Origin of the sequence: Acinetobacter sp. NRRL B-65365 (assembly GCF_001605865.1) — a bacterium.
Lineage (GTDB): Bacteria > Pseudomonadota > Gammaproteobacteria > Pseudomonadales > Moraxellaceae > Acinetobacter > Acinetobacter vivianii.
In genome coordinates this window covers 145,851-163,376 of record NZ_LRPD01000006.1, presented here as the reverse complement: position 1 = coordinate 163,376, position 17,526 = coordinate 145,851, and the positions used below count along the sequence as shown (strand labels likewise).

The 17,526-nt window shown below is 39.3% G+C and carries 21 protein-coding genes; 17 read left to right on the top strand and 4 right to left on the bottom strand.

The features are described 5' to 3' along the window. Positions 1-2 precede the first annotated feature (2 nt). The 9 genes from AWW72_RS04285 to AWW72_RS19815 all read left to right on the top strand — a co-directional run bounded on the left by AWW72_RS04285 (position 3) and on the right by AWW72_RS19815 (position 8,017). A complete protein-coding gene (locus tag AWW72_RS04285; protein ID WP_005144795.1) occupies positions 3-3,137 on the top strand; it encodes an efflux RND transporter permease subunit in 3,135 nt (1,044 codons plus the stop codon). Positions 3,138-3,170: 33 nt separating this feature from the next. Beyond that, a complete protein-coding gene (locus AWW72_RS04280; protein ID WP_004699729.1) occupies positions 3,171-3,533 on the top strand; it encodes a copper-binding protein in 363 nt (120 codons plus the stop codon). A gap of 146 nt (positions 3,534-3,679) precedes the next feature. Continuing rightward, the gene (gene arsC / locus AWW72_RS04275; protein ID WP_004699732.1) at positions 3,680-4,114 is read left to right on the top strand and encodes an arsenate reductase (glutaredoxin); all 435 of its coding nucleotides are present in this window, start codon (positions 3,680-3,682) and stop codon (positions 4,112-4,114) included. Positions 4,115-4,173: 59 nt separating this feature from the next. Then, the gene (locus AWW72_RS04270) at positions 4,174-4,494 is read left to right on the top strand and encodes a metalloregulator ArsR/SmtB family transcription factor (protein ID WP_004699734.1); all 321 of its coding nucleotides are present in this window, start codon (positions 4,174-4,176) and stop codon (positions 4,492-4,494) included. Positions 4,495-4,500: 6 nt separating this feature from the next. After that, positions 4,501-4,974: an arsenate reductase ArsC gene (locus tag AWW72_RS04265; protein ID WP_004699737.1), complete on the top strand. Its 474-nt coding sequence runs from the start codon at positions 4,501-4,503 to the stop codon at positions 4,972-4,974. Positions 4,975-4,981: 7 nt separating this feature from the next. Beyond that, on the top strand, positions 4,982-6,022 hold the full coding sequence (gene arsB / locus AWW72_RS04260; protein ID WP_004699740.1) for an ACR3 family arsenite efflux transporter: 1,041 nt from the start codon (positions 4,982-4,984) through the stop codon (positions 6,020-6,022). 5 nt (positions 6,023-6,027) lie between these two features. Beyond that, on the top strand, positions 6,028-6,732 hold the full coding sequence (gene arsH, locus AWW72_RS04255) for an arsenical resistance protein ArsH (protein ID WP_004699742.1): 705 nt from the start codon (positions 6,028-6,030) through the stop codon (positions 6,730-6,732). An 18-nt stretch (positions 6,733-6,750) separates the two neighbouring features. Next, on the top strand, positions 6,751-7,701 hold the full coding sequence (trxB, locus tag AWW72_RS04250) for a thioredoxin-disulfide reductase (protein ID WP_004699744.1): 951 nt from the start codon (positions 6,751-6,753) through the stop codon (positions 7,699-7,701). A gap of 145 nt (positions 7,702-7,846) precedes the next feature. Continuing rightward, the gene (locus tag AWW72_RS19815) at positions 7,847-8,017 is read left to right on the top strand and encodes a hypothetical protein (protein WP_323807942.1); all 171 of its coding nucleotides are present in this window, start codon (positions 7,847-7,849) and stop codon (positions 8,015-8,017) included. 21 nt (positions 8,018-8,038) lie between these two features. On the opposite strand, the gene AWW72_RS04245 is transcribed toward AWW72_RS19815, so the two are convergent. Further along, on the bottom strand, positions 8,039-9,310 hold the full coding sequence (locus AWW72_RS04245; protein ID WP_004699746.1) for a tyrosine-type recombinase/integrase: 1,272 nt from the start codon (positions 9,308-9,310) through the stop codon (positions 8,039-8,041). A 213-nt stretch (positions 9,311-9,523) separates the two neighbouring features. Next, positions 9,524-10,120, bottom strand: a complete 597-nt coding sequence (locus AWW72_RS04240) for a LysE/ArgO family amino acid transporter (protein WP_005259114.1) — start codon at positions 10,118-10,120, stop codon at positions 9,524-9,526. A gap of 218 nt (positions 10,121-10,338) precedes the next feature. Here AWW72_RS04240 and AWW72_RS04235 point away from each other — a divergent pair, with 218 nt between their 5' ends. Then, positions 10,339-11,226, top strand: a complete 888-nt coding sequence (locus tag AWW72_RS04235; protein WP_062846546.1) for a LysR family transcriptional regulator ArgP — start codon at positions 10,339-10,341, stop codon at positions 11,224-11,226. Positions 11,227-11,432: 206 nt separating this feature from the next. Here the strand turns inward: AWW72_RS04235 and AWW72_RS04230 are convergent, their stop codons facing one another. Then, on the bottom strand, positions 11,433-11,768 hold the full coding sequence (locus tag AWW72_RS04230; RefSeq protein ID WP_062846545.1) for a hypothetical protein: 336 nt from the start codon (positions 11,766-11,768) through the stop codon (positions 11,433-11,435). Positions 11,769-12,087: 319 nt separating this feature from the next. Between AWW72_RS04230 and AWW72_RS04225 the strand changes: the two genes are divergently transcribed. From AWW72_RS04225 to AWW72_RS04215, 3 genes are all read left to right on the top strand, one after another. Further along, complete coding sequence (locus AWW72_RS04225; protein ID WP_062846544.1) at positions 12,088-12,504, top strand: J517_1871 family lipoprotein; 417 nt, start codon at positions 12,088-12,090, stop codon at positions 12,502-12,504. Between the two features lie 61 nt (positions 12,505-12,565). Next, complete coding sequence (locus tag AWW72_RS04220) at positions 12,566-13,189, top strand: MarC family protein (protein WP_004770387.1); 624 nt, start codon at positions 12,566-12,568, stop codon at positions 13,187-13,189. A 211-nt stretch (positions 13,190-13,400) separates the two neighbouring features. Beyond that, a complete protein-coding gene (locus AWW72_RS04215) occupies positions 13,401-13,922 on the top strand; it encodes an acyl-CoA thioesterase (RefSeq protein ID WP_004770386.1) in 522 nt (173 codons plus the stop codon). 139 nt (positions 13,923-14,061) lie between these two features. On the opposite strand, the gene AWW72_RS04210 is transcribed toward AWW72_RS04215, so the two are convergent. Continuing rightward, complete coding sequence (locus AWW72_RS04210) at positions 14,062-14,247, bottom strand: hypothetical protein (RefSeq protein WP_004770385.1); 186 nt, start codon at positions 14,245-14,247, stop codon at positions 14,062-14,064. A 478-nt stretch (positions 14,248-14,725) separates the two neighbouring features. On the opposite strand from AWW72_RS04210, the gene AWW72_RS04205 reads away from it, so the two are divergent. The 4 genes from AWW72_RS04205 to AWW72_RS04190 all read left to right on the top strand — a co-directional run bounded on the left by AWW72_RS04205 (position 14,726) and on the right by AWW72_RS04190 (position 17,491). After that, positions 14,726-15,739 (top strand): CobW family GTP-binding protein, encoded by a 1,014-nt coding sequence (locus AWW72_RS04205; protein ID WP_062846543.1) that lies wholly within the window; start codon positions 14,726-14,728, stop codon positions 15,737-15,739. Positions 15,740-15,820: 81 nt separating this feature from the next. Beyond that, positions 15,821-16,351 carry a YaeQ family protein gene (locus tag AWW72_RS04200; RefSeq protein WP_062846542.1) on the top strand — a complete coding sequence of 177 codons (531 nt, stop codon included), beginning with the start codon at positions 15,821-15,823 and terminating at the stop codon, positions 16,349-16,351. Between the two features lie 30 nt (positions 16,352-16,381). After that, a complete protein-coding gene (locus AWW72_RS04195; protein WP_004770379.1) occupies positions 16,382-16,723 on the top strand; it encodes an FKBP-type peptidyl-prolyl cis-trans isomerase in 342 nt (113 codons plus the stop codon). A gap of 366 nt (positions 16,724-17,089) precedes the next feature. After that, complete coding sequence (locus AWW72_RS04190; protein ID WP_004770378.1) at positions 17,090-17,491, top strand: hypothetical protein; 402 nt, start codon at positions 17,090-17,092, stop codon at positions 17,489-17,491. The last annotated feature ends 35 nt before the right edge of the window (positions 17,492-17,526 follow it).

Genomic DNA, 17,526 nt, shown 5'->3' with positions numbered 1-17,526 from the left:
TTATGATCGCCCGTATTATTCGTTTTTCAATTACAAATCGAGTATTTGTCTTATTAGCTGCTGTAGTTCTTGCCGTTTGGGGAACTTGGGCTGTCAAGAATACTCCGGTTGATGCTTTGCCAGATCTGTCTGATGTACAAGTGATTGTGCGAACTAATTTTCCCGGTCAAGCACCACAAATTGTTGAAAATCAGGTGACTTATCCTTTAACAACGACCATGTTATCAGTACCCGGTGTTAAAGCTGTTCGGGGCTATTCTTTTTTTGGTGATTCGTTTGTTTATGTCATTTTTGATGAACATACTGATCTTTATTGGGCACGTTCTCGTGTATTGGAATATCTCAATCAAATACAAGAAAGAATGCCTGCAAATGCAAAATCTTCATTAGGACCAGATGCTACAGGTGTTGGTTGGATCTACGAATATGCTTTGGTTGATCCAACAGGGCAACATGATCTCTCACAACTGCGAAGCATACAAGATTGGTTTTTGAAGTATGAACTGAAGACAGTACCAAATGTGGCTGAGGTCGCCACAATTGGGGGGATGGTTAAACAATATCAAGTTGTTTTAGACCCAACCAAAATGGCAGCATTCGGTATAACTCAGCGAAGCATAATTGAAGCAATTCAAAAGGCAAATCAGGAAACTGGCGGTTCAGTCCTAGAAATGGCTGAAACTGAATATATGGTGAGAGCTTCAGGTTATTTAAAAACATTAGAAGATTTTCGGCAGATTCCGTTACGTACAAACGATTTAGGTGTTCCAATCACTCTTGGAGATGTTGCAATGATTCAACTCGGTCCTGAAATGCGTCGTGGAATTACTGAACTCAATGGACAAGGGGAAACTGTTGGAGGTGTTGTGATTTTACGTGCTGGTAAAAATGCACGTGAAACCATTACTGCTGTAAAAGAAAAACTTGCTGAATTACAACAAAGTCTACCGAAAGGTGTACAAGTTGTTTCTGTGTATGACCGCAGTCAATTGATTGATCGGGCGGTAGAGAATCTCAGCCATAAATTAATTGAAGAGTTTATTGTAGTGGCTTTGGTTTGTGGGCTATTCCTCTGGCATTTACGTTCAGCAATGGTTGCGATTGTTTCTTTGCCTTTGGGAATCTTGTCAGCCTTTTTATTGATGTATTATCAGGGACTAAATGCCAATATCATGTCATTGGGTGGGATTGCAATCGCGATTGGTGCTATGGTTGATGCATCTGTGGTTATGGTCGAAAATGCACATAAGCATATCGAAGCTTGGCAACATGAACATCCTGATCGAGTTTTAGAAATACAAGAGCGTTGGGACATCATTACACGTTCTGCCAGTGAGGTTGGGCCTGCTTTATTTTTCTGTTTACTCATCATTACTTTATCCTTTATTCCCATTTTTACTTTGCAAGCACAAGAAGGACGATTGTTCTCTCCATTGGCATTTACTAAAACTTATGCCATGGCTGCTGCTGCGGGGCTATCTATTACATTGATTCCAGTTTTGATGGGATACTGGATTCGCGGGAAGTTACCATCTGAACAACGGAATCCATTAAACCGTTTTCTCATCAAAATATACCGTCCTATGTTAGATAAAGTCTTAGCTTATCCAAAGACAACGTTATTAGGTGCGTTACTCATTTTTCTTATCAGTCTTTTTCCTTTAACGCAATTAGGTGGAGAGTTCCTGCCTAATATGGATGAAGGTGATTTACTGTATATGCCTTCAGCTTTACCGGGATTGTCCGCAGCAAAAGCTTCTGAATTACTTCAACAGACTGATCGAATGATTAAAACTGTTCCAGAGGTTGCCACTGTATTTGGTAAAGCTGGGCGAGCAGAGTCGGCTACAGATCCTGCACCTTTAGAAATGTTTGAAACCACGATTCAGTTTAAACCACGATCTGAATGGCGTTCAGGTATGACACCAGATAAGTTGATAAAAGAACTGGATAAAGCTGTTCAAGTACCGGGTTTAACAAATATCTGGGTGCCGCCTATTCGTAACAGAATTGATATGTTGGCGACCGGGGTTAAAAGCCCAATCGGGATCAAGATTTCAGCAAATGATTTGCAAGATATTGATCGGGTAGCACAACAAATTGAACAGGTTGCCAAAAAAGTGCCCGGTGTTAGCTCAGCTTTAGCTGAACGACTCACTGGTGGGCGATATGTTGATATCGATATTAATCGAATGGAAGCTGCACGCTATGGTCTCAATATCACCGATGTACAGCAAATTGTGTCATCAGCAATTGGTGGGGAAAATATTGGTGAAACTGTTGAAGGGTTAGCAAGGTATCCTATTAATGTACGTTATCCGCGAGAAATTCGAGATTCACTTGAGGCATTAAGAAATTTACCAATTCTGACTGAATCAGGTCAGCAAATTGTTTTGAGTAGTGTTGCCAACATTCAAATCACAGATGGTCCTCCGATGTTAAAAAGTGAGAATGCTCGTCCAAGTGGTTGGGTCTATGTTGATGTACAAGGACGTGATTTAGCCTCCGTTGTTCGGGATTTGAAACAGTCTATTGACCAACAAGTGAAACGCTCTGCGGGTATGAGTATTAGTTATTCAGGTCAATTTGAATTTATGGAAAGAGCAAATGCTCGCCTAAAGGTAGTAATACCAATCACTTTGATGATCATTTTTCTATTGCTGTATCTGATTTTTAGACAAGTACAAGATGCTGCTCTGATTATGCTGACTCTACCATTCGCTTTAATTGGTGGTATTTGGGCAATGTATTTCAGTGGTTATAATTTCTCAATTGCCATTGCAGTAGGCTTTATTGCACTTGCCGGTGTTGCCGCAGAGTTTGGAGTGGTCATGTTGTTTTATTTAAAGCAGGCGATAGAACATGCTCAACAAAATTTATCATCTTTAACTGAGCAGCAACTCAATGATGCCCTTCGTACAGGGGCAGTACTACGGGTTCGCCCTAAAGCGATGACTGTAGCTGTCATTCTGGCGGGTTTGATTCCTATCCTTTTAGGAACTGGAACGGGCTCTGAATTGATGAGTCGTATTGCTTTACCTATGGTTGGGGGCATGATTTCAGCTCCACTTTTATCAATGTTTGTTATTCCCGCTGCATATCAGCTTTTAATCAAAAGAAAACTATCAAAATCTTGATAGTTTTCTTATTTCGTTCAAAGAGGTTTTATTATGTTTAAATTTATTAAAATTGTCGCTCTTGTTGCCACTGTTACTGCGTTAAGTGCATGTAGTAAAAATGAGGCGTCAGAGCAAAAGAAAGCGGAAGCGCCTATGGAGCAGATGAGTAAAGAATCATCTACAGCAACGACAACTCAAGCAGTTGGAGTGATTACGGCTATTGATACGAAAGAAAATATTTTGACACTCGATCATGAGGCAATTCCTGCGATTAAATGGCCTGCGATGACCATGGGCTTTAAAGTTGCTGATCCTGCATTATTGAATGGGCTTGCAGTAGGGCAAAAAGTTGATTTTGAATTAAAGGCTGAGGGAGAAACATACACAGTCGTAGCTGCTAAGTTAAAAAAATAGGATGATTTAGTAGATAGAATTTTGATAGTAATGAGGTTCTTTTCAAAAGAGCCTTATTCTCTAATAAAAAACAAAACATATGGTATTGCATATATATGGTAATTCGAATATAAAGATATTATAAATTATCAAAAGAGCTCAATTCGATGACAACTTCATCAACTGTGACGATTTATCACAACCCAGCTTGTGGGACATCTCGCAACACTTTGGCTTTGATCCGTAATACAGGGATTGAGCCAACTGTGATTGAATATCTCATTACACCACCTAGTCATGACGAATTAGTTAAATTGATTCAGGATGCAAAATTAACAGTAAGAGAGGCCATTCGCCAGAATGTAGATCCTTATCGGGATTTAGACCTTGATCGTAGTGATTTGAGTGATGAGCAGTTACTTAGTTTTATGCTTGATCATCCAATATTGATTAATCGACCATTTGTTGTTACTGAATTAGGCACTCGCTTAAGCCGTCCTTCTGAAGTTGTCTTAGATATTCTACCATTACCTCAGAAGGGTGCCTTTACGAAAGAGGATGGTGAAAAAGTGATTGATGAAAATGGTCAACGAGTGAATTAAAAATTTTACTTTTTGTATGTGATTATCCGCATATCCAAATAAGTGAATGGGAGTTAAGAATGGACCAAGTTAATTTTTTTAAATGCTTATCAGATGAAACTCGACTAAATATCGTGACTTTAGTCGCTGAGAATAAAGAATTATGTGTTTGTGATTTGACTGAAAAGTTGCAACTGAGTCAGCCAAAGATTTCTAGGCATTTAGCGTTATTGCGTTCTTCTGGTCTCTTACAGGACAGGAGACAAAGCCAATGGGTGTATTACAGCATTAATCCGCAATTACCAATGTGGTGCCATGACGTTCTGAATCTTTTGGTAAGCAGTCAAACCATAGTAAATAAAGATTCCCAAAATATCCAAATAAATAGCTATTGTGAGTAATAGAATATGAAATTTCTTTTTTTGTGTACTGGAAATAGTTGCCGTAGCATCCTCTCAGAAGTCCTTTTTAACAGTCGTGCGCCTGAAGGATGGAAAGCATACAGTGCAGGTAGTAAGCCATCAGGGCAAGTACATCCATTGACTATAGAAACTTTAGAAAATCTTGGTCTCTCAACAGATGGTTTGTGGAGTAAAACCATTGATGACTGCGAACAATATCAACCTGACGTCGTGATTACTGTTTGCGATTCAGCAGCTCAAGAAGCGTGTCCACTTTATTTAGGTGGAGCGATTAAGGCACATTGGGGCTTGGCTGATCCTTCACATTTAGATTTGCCGAAAGAAGAAAAATTAAAAGCATTCCAAGTTACTGTTGATCATATCAACCGCCGCTTAGACGCTTTATTGGCACTAGATACAACTCATATGTCTCGCCCAGATTTGATTGCAGCAATCAATCAAATTTCGCATATTGAATGAGAACATCATGGCTCAACAAAGATTATCTTTTCTAGATCGTAACCTCACTCTATGGATTTTTATCGCCATGGCATTGGGGATTGCGATAGGTGTGTTCTTTCCGCAAGCTTCCGTTACTTTAGACAAAATGAGTGTGGATTCCGTCAATATTCCAATTGCGATTGGTTTGATTCTGATGATGTATCCACCTTTAGCCAAAGTGGACTATGCTACTTTGCCACAAGTGTTTAAAGACAAGAAAACCTTAACTTTGTCTTTGGTGCAGAACTGGGTGATTGCGCCTGTATTAATGTTTGCATTAGCAATTATTTTTTTACATAGCTATCCAGAGTACATGACAGGCTTGATCCTGATCGGTTTGGCTCGCTGTATTGCAATGGTCTTGGTGTGGAATGGTTTAGCCTGTGGTGATAACCAATATGTAGCAGCGTTGGTGGCATTCAATAGTATTTTCCAGATTCTGTTTTTTAGTACCTATGCTTGGCTGTTCCTCACATTCTTGCCACCCTATTTCGGTATTGCAGGGCAAGTGATCAATGTTGATTTCTGGACGATTACCCATGCGGTGTTGGTTTACTTGGGGATTCCATTTCTTCTTGGTTTCTTGACTCGTTTGGTTTTGGTCAAAGCCAAAGGCTTAGATTGGTATCAAAATGTCTTTTTACCCAAGATCAGCCCACTCAGTTTATTGGCACTTCTTTTTACCATCGTGGCAATGTTTAGCCTAAAAGGTGGTGATGTAGTGAGCTTACCATTGGATGTTCTGCGTATCGCAATCCCACTCACGATTTATTTTATTGTGATGTTTTTCATCAGCTTCTTTATGAGTAAATGGATGGGCAATGACTATCCTAAAACCACAGCAATTTCTTTCACGGCTGCTGGTAATAACTTTGAGTTGGCTTTGGCTGTAGCGATTGCAACCTTTGGTTTGGCTTCACCTGTGGCATTTACCACCGTGATTGGTCCTTTAGTTGAAGTACCTGTATTGATCGCTTTAGTGAGTGTGTCTCTATGGCTCAGAAAAAAGTATTTTAAATCGGTGTAATTGTAATGAATCTTCCTAATGTTGATATGGAGCTACTTGAACAGCCAACTTTGGAAAAAGTTCAAGCTAAATCGTTAGATCATGCGCCACGTATTTTGTTGTTATATGGTTCTAACCGTGAGCGTTCGTATAGTCGTTTAGCCGTGATGGAAGCAGGTCGAATCTTGGAACAGTTTGGTGCTGAGGTTAAAATTTTTCATCCGAAAGGGCTACCTTTGCCAGAAGATGCGGATATGGAACACCCAAAAGCAAAAGAACTACATGAGCTTTTGGCATGGTCAGAGGGCATGGTGTGGTGTTCGCCTGAACGTCACGGTTCAATGAGTTCGATCTTTAAGTCACAGATAGATTGGATTCCATTGGCAGGTGGTGCGATTCGTGCCACTCAAGGAAAAACACTGGCACTAATGCAAGTCAGTGGTGGTTCGCAATCTTTCAATAGTGTCAATCAAATGCGTATTTTAGGGCGTTGGATGCGGATGATCACGATTCCGAATCAGTCTTCAATTCCAAAAGCATTTTTAGAGTTTGAAGAAGATGGGCGAATGAAAGCATCATCGTATTACGACCGTATCGTGGATGTGATGGAAGAGCTGTATAAATTCACCTTGCTGACACGGGGGCAAAGTCAGTATTTAACTGATCGTTATTCTGAGCGTAAAGAATCTGCTGAAGAATTATCAAAACGTGTTAATCAGCGAAGTTTGTAGAATGCTGGAGAAAATTAAATGCAAAATCAACATTCTCGTTTAATTATTTTAGGTTCGGGACCTGCGGGTTATAGTGCAGCCGTATATGCAGCTCGTGCCAACCTCAAACCAACATTGATTGCTGGACTACAATTAGGCGGGCAATTAACAACAACGACTGAAGTTGATAATTGGGTTGGCGATGCTGAGGGCTTAACTGGTCCTGTACTCATGGAGCGTATGCAGGCGCATGCAGAACGCTTTGGTACAGAAATGGTCTATGATCACATCAATGAGGTGGATCTCAAAACTCGCCCATTCGTACTCAAAGGTGACATGGGTGAATATACTTGTGATGCACTGATTATTGCAACAGGTGCAACGGCTCAATATCTAGGTCTTGAGTCAGAGGCAGCTTTCATGGGGCAGGGTGTGAGTGCCTGTGCAACCTGTGATGGTTTCTTCTATAAAAACCAAAATGTCATGGTGGTTGGTGGTGGTAACACTGCGGTTGAGGAAGCTTTATATCTGTCAAATATCGCTGCACATGTGACACTGGTACACCGTCGTGACAGTCTGCGTTCTGAAAAGATTTTGCAAGACCATCTTTTTGCCAAAGAAAAAGAGGGCAAAATCAGCATTATTTGGAACCATCAAGTTGATGAGGTTTTAGGTGACAACACAGGTGTAACGGCGGTACGTATTAAATCCACTCAAGATGCAAGTATCCAAGATGTTCAAGTGCAAGGCTTGTTTGTTGCGATTGGACATAAACCCAATACAGGAATGTTTGAAAGTCAATTGAACCTACGTGATGGCTATATCCAAGTCCAAAGTGGAACTACGGGTAATGCAACAGCTACATCTATCGAGGGTGTATTTGCTGCGGGTGATGTGGCAGACAGTATTTATCGTCAAGCGATTACCTCGGCTGGTTCGGGTTGTATGGCAGCATTGGATGCTGAAAAGTATTTAGACAATCAAGAATAATCAATACATTCACTGAAATAAATCAAGCTAACTCCACCTCTCATGGGTGGAGTTAGATTTTCTATATTGTTTTTTTATTTAGCTACTTATAGTGTTACGCCAGCGTTTCTCTATTTCGGATTCGCTTACTTAAAGCGAGTGTGGGATAAGTAAGCAGATCCTTTTTAGTAATTGGTATGCTCATTACAAATTCTTTTGGGAACATCAAATTAGTTGGATGGATGAGCAATTAAAATTCAGATTTATAAGAGATAAAATTCCTTTATCTCTTATTTTTATATTAAGTGTTTTTGTAATTGGGATTGTACTTTTTTGAGCTGTACCACATGGCTTCAGGCTATTTGTGCATGATATATGTTGCCCAATCAGCCATTAAGCCTTTACGTTTTTCTAAATAGCCTCCACGTAAATAAGAAGCTTCAACCTTATCTGGAAGTTTGTGTGCGAGAACATGTTCACACACTTCTCTACGGTAATCTGTTTTGTCTGCCGACCAATCACGGAAAGTAGACCGAAAGCCATGCGTTGTAATGACTCGGTTTTGTTTGGGATCAATATAGCCTAAGCCATTTTCTTTAAGCTTTTGCTCATGCAGTCGTTTGATTAGGGTCGTCAAAGACATATCAGAAAGCATCTCACCACTCCGTGGCGCAGGGAAGATGAAATCTTGAATTAGAGTATGATTTTGAATTGATTCAAGCAAACTTATCGCTTCTTTCGACAAAGGCACATGATGTTCCTTTTCTGCTTTCATACGTTCTTTAGGAATAATCCAGACTTTATTCTTAAAATCAATTTCCTGCCATTTCGCCCCAAAAATCTCACCAGAGCGACAGGCGGTTAAAATTGCAAATTCCAGAGCTTTTGGTGAAATTCCTTTTTTCTGTCTTAAGTGTTGGATAAACTCAGCAACCTGTTCATAGGGCAGGGATGGGTGAGGGCGTGATTCCTGCTTTAAATTACCTAATATAGGTTCAAGATTGCCTTTCCATTCGGCAGGGTTGTCACCCTCAAAATATCCCATTGCTTTGGCATAATCAAAAATGGTTTCTATACGACCACGGATACGTTTGGCTGTTTCGTTTTTCTCAACCCAAATAGGTCTTAAAACTTCAGCAATATCGGCTTTGGTAATGTTACTAATAGTAAGATTGCCCAAAGTTGGGTAAATATAAGTTTCTAGTGTTGATGACCATTGTCCAATATGTTTTTCATTTTTGAGTTCACGGGTTTTATTGGCAATAACAACTTTTGCACATTCCATGAATGTTTTGTTCCGTAGTTGCTGAACATGAAGCTTTGCAAGCTGTTCCTGTTGATGGACAATTGGATCAATACCACTTCGTATTTGTAATTTTAATTCAGTGGCTTTAGCACGAGCTTCAGCTAAAGAAACTTCAGGGTATGGACCAATACCAATATCACGTCGATGAGGTTTTAATTTTCCATCTTTATCCAGATGTTTTCCCACCACCGCACGTAAAATCCAGACACGGGAAGTTCCTTCGACGTTTAAACAAAGACCATCAACACCACCTACGTGATATCGACCAGTCTCTTTAATTTTTGCTACACTAAGCGCAGATAGCTCTTTAGCTTTCTTTGGCATGTTATTGTCTACCCCTCAAATTACCCCTCATAAAATACTGGAAATAGTCGGATTAGACAAGACTGAGTTGGATGGGTGTAATTGTAATTAATTGAAAAATATTAATTTATAATATTGGATTGGACTTCTTAGGATTGGTGTTAGACGGACACCGCTTCCGCCAAATACGAAAAAGCCCTTGTGAAAACAAGGGCTTTTTTATTGTCTGATGATTTAGAACAATAATTTAGTGGCAATCGCCCACATTATGATACCGACCAGCACATCTAGAATTTTCCATGAAACGGCTTTCTTAAATAAAGGTAGCAATACTTTTGCACCGTAACCGAGAGCAAAGAAGAAAATCCATGAAGCCAGAATAGTGCCTGCTGCAAATAAATAGATCTGATCTGCAAACTGCACAGAAATAGAACCTACTAGAATCACGGTATCCAAGTACACATGTGGGTTCAGCCAGGTAAAGGCAAGACACATACCTATAATTTTAAGTAATGAGTCTTTTTCAATTTCACTTGGATTGAGTCCAGCATTATTGTGAATGGCTGAATAAAAATTTCTGAGTCCATAGAGAAATAAGAATGCTGCACCAAAATATTTTGCAAGCGTGACAATTAGAGGATAATCGACAACAATTTTCGAGAAACCAGTCACACCTAAATAGATCAGAATAGAATCAGAAAGTGCACAGATTAAACAGACCCAAAAAACGTGCTGCTGTTTTAAGCCTTGTTTTAATACAAAGGCATTTTGTGCGCCAATAGCTAAAATTAAAGAAAAGCCGATACCTAGCCCATAGAAGAATGCGGTCATATTTTTAGCTCCTCAATAATTGTGGTGGAGATGGATTTATCTTTCTGGATCCGAGCTGATGCCGTTGATTTAACTTCTGACGGAGCATTCAATCTGATCTTGAAAGAAAGGGAGATTTTGCGTATTGAAAATTTATGTTTGCTATTATCTTTTTTAAATTAGAAAAGTCAGTAAAATTAAGATTGTTTTGGGTTGCCTAAATTTTTTTAAGGTTTGTGATGCTAGATACTAAACAATGTGAAGCTTTTTTCGCAGTTGCGGAGAATGGAAGTTTTGAACAGGCGGGGGCACAGCTTTGCATTACCTCTTCTGCTGTCACATTAAGAGTGCAGGCTTTGGAAAAAGAGCTGGGCAAGCTGTTATTGATCCGTGGTCGTCCTTGTGTTCTTACACAAGCTGGACAACAGTTATTTGAGCATTTGCAGCATGTAAAGCGTTTAGAACAAAACATGCTGCACGATCTGACGGGTGGCGTTGAATCAAACTTTTTTAAGGCGGTGATTGCTTCAAATGCTGATTCTCTGGCGACATGGTTATTGCCGACCTTAAAAGACGTTCTGATCAAACAGAAAATTGCGCTTGAGATTCGAATAGATGACCAGTCTCATACCTATTCTTTATTAGAGAAGGGAACGGTCAGTGCTTGTATTTCGATTGAAGATAAGCCGATGCGGGGCTGTCATACTGAATATTTGGGTGTGATGCGTTATCGAATGGTTGCGACTCAAAAATTTAGTCAAAAATGGTTTGCAGACGGTATTCATCGGGAAAGCTTAAGGACTACACCTGCGATTATCTTTAATGATAAAGATCGTATGCATTTCGATATTCTGGAAAAAGGTTACGGTCTAATGAAAGGCAGCTATCCTTGTCATTTCATTCCTTCTTCGGAATCTTTTGTGACTGCAATTAAATTGGGATTGGGCTATGGCATGGTGCCGGAGCTTCAGTTGGTGAGTGAAAATAAAGCGGATACTCTGGTTGAGTTGCTACCAGAAGCGAAAATAGAAGTGCCATTGTATTGGCATCACTGGAATCAGCAATCCAATCCTTTACAGCTTTTGACTGAACATATTGTGAGTCACGCAAAGACGATTCTGATCTAAAAATATAAAGGTTACTCTTTAAGATAAATATTATATGTTTTTATGCACGACATAAAATATGAGATGTATTTAAAACATCTCATATTTTATTTATATTGAGTCGCTTCTAAATAATAATCTCAGTATAAAAATAATAATGAGACGTTATTTAGAAGCGATACTGAAAATAGATGAACCTTGTCCTTTATTTTTCGCGCCTTAACTCACTAGAAAATTCTAGAACTATCGATGTATTGTTTAGAAATATGATTTAAGGCAGTCAGGATTGAAGCTGCATCCTCAGTGGCTAAAGCAGTACTGATTTCCTGCATATAATGAATGAGTTGGGCTTTTACCTTGTTTGAAAAATCAGGGGTGACAGGTTGATCTTCGTAGAGCAAAACATAGTTTTTTGTGAAACCATAAACCAGCAATAAGGCACAATGCTCCAGAGGGTTTTCGGCATTGATAATTGCCTGTTCACATTGGTTTTTTATTTGTTTGTAAGCATCCGTTCCATTTGGAAGTGTTTGAAAGGTTTCAAAGATCGTTTGGAAAGTCATTTGAATTACTCGCTCAAAAAGAAAATCTACAGATGAATCGAGTAGAAATCAAGTCATAATTTTATATTTAAATTAATTATTACAAAGTGCTCACATTTAATGGAGTCGGTATTGATTTATTAAGATAAGAATGAACATTTTTATATTCTCATTCACAATTATTATTTTTAGATCACTGTTGAAAAAATAGCGGAGTAACGTCGAAGTGATCTAAATTTCTTAACATTTCCGATACTAGCTATATACATGCGCTACAAATTAAAAAAAGCTTAAATGTGGGAAAATGGAAGGAATTCTTTTATTTTTATTAGTTTAGGTGATGGTTGTGAAGAACATTTTATTACCCGGGATTTTCGCTTTTGCTTTGGTGGGCTGTACTTCGATAACAACCATGACACCTGCTCAATTTAATCAGTTAAGTGCTACCCAACTACCATTTTCAGGGAGTTGGTCAGGGGAAGCGGGTTCGTCGATGGCAGTCTTAAATCTGAATCGTCAGGGAAGTGACGTATTGTGTCTGGACGATCGTAAGGAAGCGATGTCTTATAAAGTGAAGTTGGTCGACAATGTGCTTTATAGTGATCAAGGCGTGAAATTTAATGTGAAAGCATTAAATAATAGCAATGCAAAAATACGCGTGAGTCTGCTGGGGTTAGGGGTGACATTGGATCTGAATAAAGATGATCAGCTCAAGAATGTGACACCGCGTTGTAAGTCATTGGTCGCAGGTTCATAAGCGCGATATCTGATTTTTATGTTGATCGTTTTTAATATTTTCCGCTGATAACGAGAGTGCCATGTTTTCTCCTTATATTCATGCGTTTGCATTATTTTTCTCACTCTTAAATCCCTTCCTGATGAGTGTTTATATGGTAGGGATGATCCGCAATACGGATGCCAAGATATTTAGTAAGGCATTGATTCAGGGGAGTTTGATTGCTTTTGGGGTATTTATCCTGTTTGCCTGGGGCGGCGAGAACATTTTTAGTCGCTATTTGAATGTGCGTTTTGAATCTTTTCAAATTTTTGGCGGTTTAATCTTTCTGGTCATTGGCTATCGTTATGTGTTTCAGGGTGCAGAAACCATTGGTGAAATGCGCGGCGCACCTGAGCATCTGGCGGGTACAATTGCGATGCCTTTTATGATCGGCCCAGGTACGATTAGTGCGGCGGTTGTAACAGGGGTGAGCGTACCTTTTACAGGCGCAATGGCGGTGATCGCATTAACCTTGATTTTGACTTGTAGTATTCTCATCCTGATGAAATTTGGTCATGATCATCTTCGCTATAAACATGCCAAATATATTGACCGGTATTTTGATATCGTTGGTCGTTTATCTGCCTTGCTGATTGGTACGATTGCGATTGATATGATCGTGAATGGCGTAGTAGGACTGATTCGTTCAGCCAATCTAAGCTAAACCGCTTAGGATCTGAATTTTTGAAATTGGAGCTGTTTTTATGTGGGAGAGAATGTCATCTCTCTTGTAGAAGCAGCTTTAATGTCATTATTTCAAATGAATAAATAGACAGATCATAAAAATAATTGATGATGTTTTAGCATTTTGCGCATATTTTTATCTGCATGAATAAACGATAATAATGAGGTTGCATTCTTAATGAGCTCTTCTCATGTATCAATTAGATCAAGCGAACCAGGCACCTGACGACCAGTCAGAGTTGACCATGACCGTTTTGATGACGCCTGATATGGCAAACTTTTCAGGCAATGTTCATGGGGGTACGATCCTCAAGCTGTTAGATCAAGTTGCGTATGCTTGTGCAAGTCGATACTCGGGGAGCTATGTGGTGACTTTATCGGTTGACCGCGTAAATTTCAAAGAGCCGATTTATGTGGGTGAACTGGTGACATTTCTGGCCAGTGTGAACCACGTTGGCCGTACTTCAATGGAAATCGGTATTCGTGTCGAAGCACAGAATATTCAGAACAGAACCATACGCCATACCAATACCTGTTATTTCACTATGGTCGCAGTTGATGAGCAGCGTAAGCCAAAAGAAGTGCCGCAATTAAATTTAGACACTGAGTGGAAGCGTTGTCGTTTTGAGGCAGCAGAGCAACGTAAAGCAACGCGTTTGCAAGAAGTCCATCAACCTTCATGCAGTATGTTTAAAAAATCAACGCAGTGCTAATGCTTTAAGTTATAGATCATTCAAAAATAAAAAAATCGGACCGCAGCATGGTCCGATCTTTTTTTACATTGGTAATGAAATAAGCGTTAGATCATTACGAATGTTGGTCTAAAGATTTGGAGGAAATCTTTAGATCTGCTTAGTTAGTTGGTGCTGGAGTAGATGCAGGCGCTGTAGCATCAGTTGCAGCTTGAGTACCAGGTTGCTCTTGAGTTGAAACAACAACTTGGTCCTGAGTTTGAGCTTGTTCTTCAGCTGTTGCTGCGAATGAAGAAGCTGCTGCAAGAGTAAGAGTTGTTGCAAGAAGAGTTTTGATAAGTTTCATGTTTGGCATCCTTATTTCATTTAAAATAACAGCCATCAATGGATGATTCGGTTAATCCAAATCTCTCATTTCGGCATGAGGTCCATGCTATGGGCCAAACGTTTTTGCGGCAACATCCTTAACAATCTATTACGTCATTCTTAACAATATGAAATATTGGGTCGCTTTATGTAGTTGCTATGTAAAACAGCATGGAGAAATTAAGGATGAAAATGTATGGAAATATGTTTTTGTGGTTAAAAAACAAGCTGGTTTTTTACGTATTTTAAACATTGATTTAAGTTTGACGAATATCTATTAATTGAATAAACCATTTAGTTTTCAACATTAAATAAGCTTTCTAGATATTGTTTGTGATGTATATCTCTTTATTTTTAATTAGTGAGTCAAAAGGCAAATTATATTAAATCTCTATTCTTTAATTTATTTAATAAATTTTTCTCTTTAAAATGAAATAAATTTTTAATGCGAGTGCATCGTGAAATTTCTTGCTCCCAAAATGGTTCCAACCCATATTATTTCTGGTTTTCTTGGAGCGGGTAAAACCACTTTATTACAGCATTTACTGACGCAAAAGCCTGAGAATGAGACTTGGGCGATATTGATGAATGAATTTGGGCAAATTGGTGTCGATCAGCAACTGATTAGCCAACAGAAAGGTTATGCAGTTAAAGAATTATTAGGCGGCTGTTTATGTTGTAGTAGTCAATTGCCGATGCAAATTGCACTTGCGCGTTTATTAACTGAAAGTAAGCCTGACCGTTTATTTATCGAGCCGACAGGTTTAGGGCATCCAGCTCAACTTTTGGAACAATTGACTGAGCCACATTGGCAAAGCAGTTTGGCGATGCGAGCTTTGGTTATTGTGGTAGATGGTAGCCGTTTGCATGACGAGGCATGGGTTAAGCAAAACTTATATACCGATCAACTCAAAGCGGCACAAATTGTGGTGTTATCTCATATCGATTGTATGACAGCAGCAGATCGTCAAGCTTATATGGCGTTAAAACAAGAATATGAACCTTATGTCCAATATTGGATTGAAGCTGAAAATGGACAAGTGGATATTCAACAATTAGATATTCAACAGCAAGCGCTGCAACGAAAAATTCAGCCTTTATTAAAGATACAGCAAGCACAGCCGACGCATGTGCCAAACGCTGAGATTAAACAGCTTCCTTATCATTATATTGAAACAGCTCAGGGCTATACGGTTGCAGGCTGGAAACTTCCCAAACGCTGGCAGTTTAATTTTTATGATCTGCTGGATGTGTTGTGTGCGCAGCAAGACTGGGTGCGCATTAAGGGAATCTTTAATACCGATCAGGGCTGGAAAAGTTTTAATTTCAATCCACAGCAATTTAACTATAAATCTGCCGAAGAGGGCATTGATAACCGGATTGAGGTGATTACGCAGTCTGAGCAGGATTGGCTGGCATTTGAGACCCAGTTGTTGGCTTGTCGCAATCCTGAAGATTCGTCGACCACCTGAATAATTCAGCGCATTCTTGCCCCCAAAATAGAGTATGCTTAGCGCCAAATTTGAGAGCACCGCATTTTAAGAGTATCGTTTATGGCGTTAAAAGCAACAATATATAAGGCAGACCTGAATATTGCCAATATGGATGAGCATATCTATGCAGATTACCAACTGACACTTGCTTTGCATCCATCAGAAACGATTGAGCGTTTAATGGTTCGTATTCTTGCTTATGCACGTTTTGCCGATGAGCGTCTGGAATTTACCAAAGACTTGTTTGAAACAGATGAGCCTGCTTTATGGCAAAAAGATCTGACTGGACTTTTAGAAAAGTGGATTGAAGTGGGTTGCCCATCGGAAGATAAAGTCAAAAAGGCCAGCGCACGTTGTAAGCAGGTGGCAGTCGTGACTTATGGCTCACAGGCAGATGACTGGTGGCAGAAGAATAGCAAGATTAAAACCTTAAGTAATGTGCAAGTATGGCAATTGGCTCCTCAAACCACGCAAGCACTTGAAAGCTTATGCGAACGAACCATGCAATTACAGCTCAATATTATGGATGGAGAATGGTCGTTGTTAAGTGACAAAGGTCAGGTCGACATTCAATGGCAACAATTGCAATAATCTTGGTTTGAGTAATTTGGAGAGATAGAAATGACTGCAGAATTAGAAATTATTGATTTAAAAGTAGGCGAAGGTAAAGAGGCAGTTCGTGGTGCTTTGATCACGACCCACTATACCGGCTGGCTGGAAGATGGCACAAAGTTTGATTCTTCACTTGATCGCGGCAACTATTTTGAAACCGTGATTGGTACAGGCCGTGTGATCAAAGGTTGGGATCAGGGCATTATGGGGATGCGAGTAGGCGGAAAGCGTAAATTGATCGTTCCTGCACACTTGGCTTATGGCACACGTAAGATTGGGAAAATTATCCCAGCTAATGCCAATCTGACTTTTGAAATCGAACTTTTTGATGTAAAAACGCGCGACGAATAACACGTTTGTCATGTCGAAATTAAAGTGATTTAGTCTTATTTTTGAGCTAAATCACTTTAAAATCAAATACCTATTAATAAAAATACAATCTCCAACTAACATTTTGATTTTTATATAAATTTCTTTTATCTGAATTATACGGCAACCCAAGAGAAAAATATTGATTCTGTATACAGTCCTGTATATCTTTGAGTTAAAAGAGCAATTTTCTACGATTCTATTTTAAAGCACGATTATTCAATACAGGTCGTGAAAGTTTGCACTTCGGATTACTACGGGTGGATGGGGGAACAGTCACTTGTAGTTTATCCACGATAAAAATATGGCAATAAGCAACGATAAGAATTTGAGTGAGTAGAGGTGGGTATGAATGATTATTTGGATATCACTGCATCAGAATTATTAAGAGAGCTCGATCATTTTTTTCTGATCGATACGCATGATGGCGCACAGACTGGTTTCTGGGTCAATGAAAAAGCCCTGATGGATAAACATTACTGGCTGGATGGTGAATATAAAGTAGAAATTTTGAGATCATTACAGCCCTCACATCAATATGCGCCGCATGATTATAAAATTACCCGTTTAGCCTCAGGGGAAGATGACAGTAATGTGGTATTGCTGGAATATGATGGTGTCCATAAAAAAATATTGACCTTTCGCCGTGGAGAATGGGTGAACCGTTTAAATAAATATTTTTATCAAAAAGAGCGTCATTATTTACAGCAACTCGCAGAGCATCCAAATTTTCAGTCAATCCAGTATTAATTTAACTCGCTCACTGCTTGAAAACTCCTAATGTT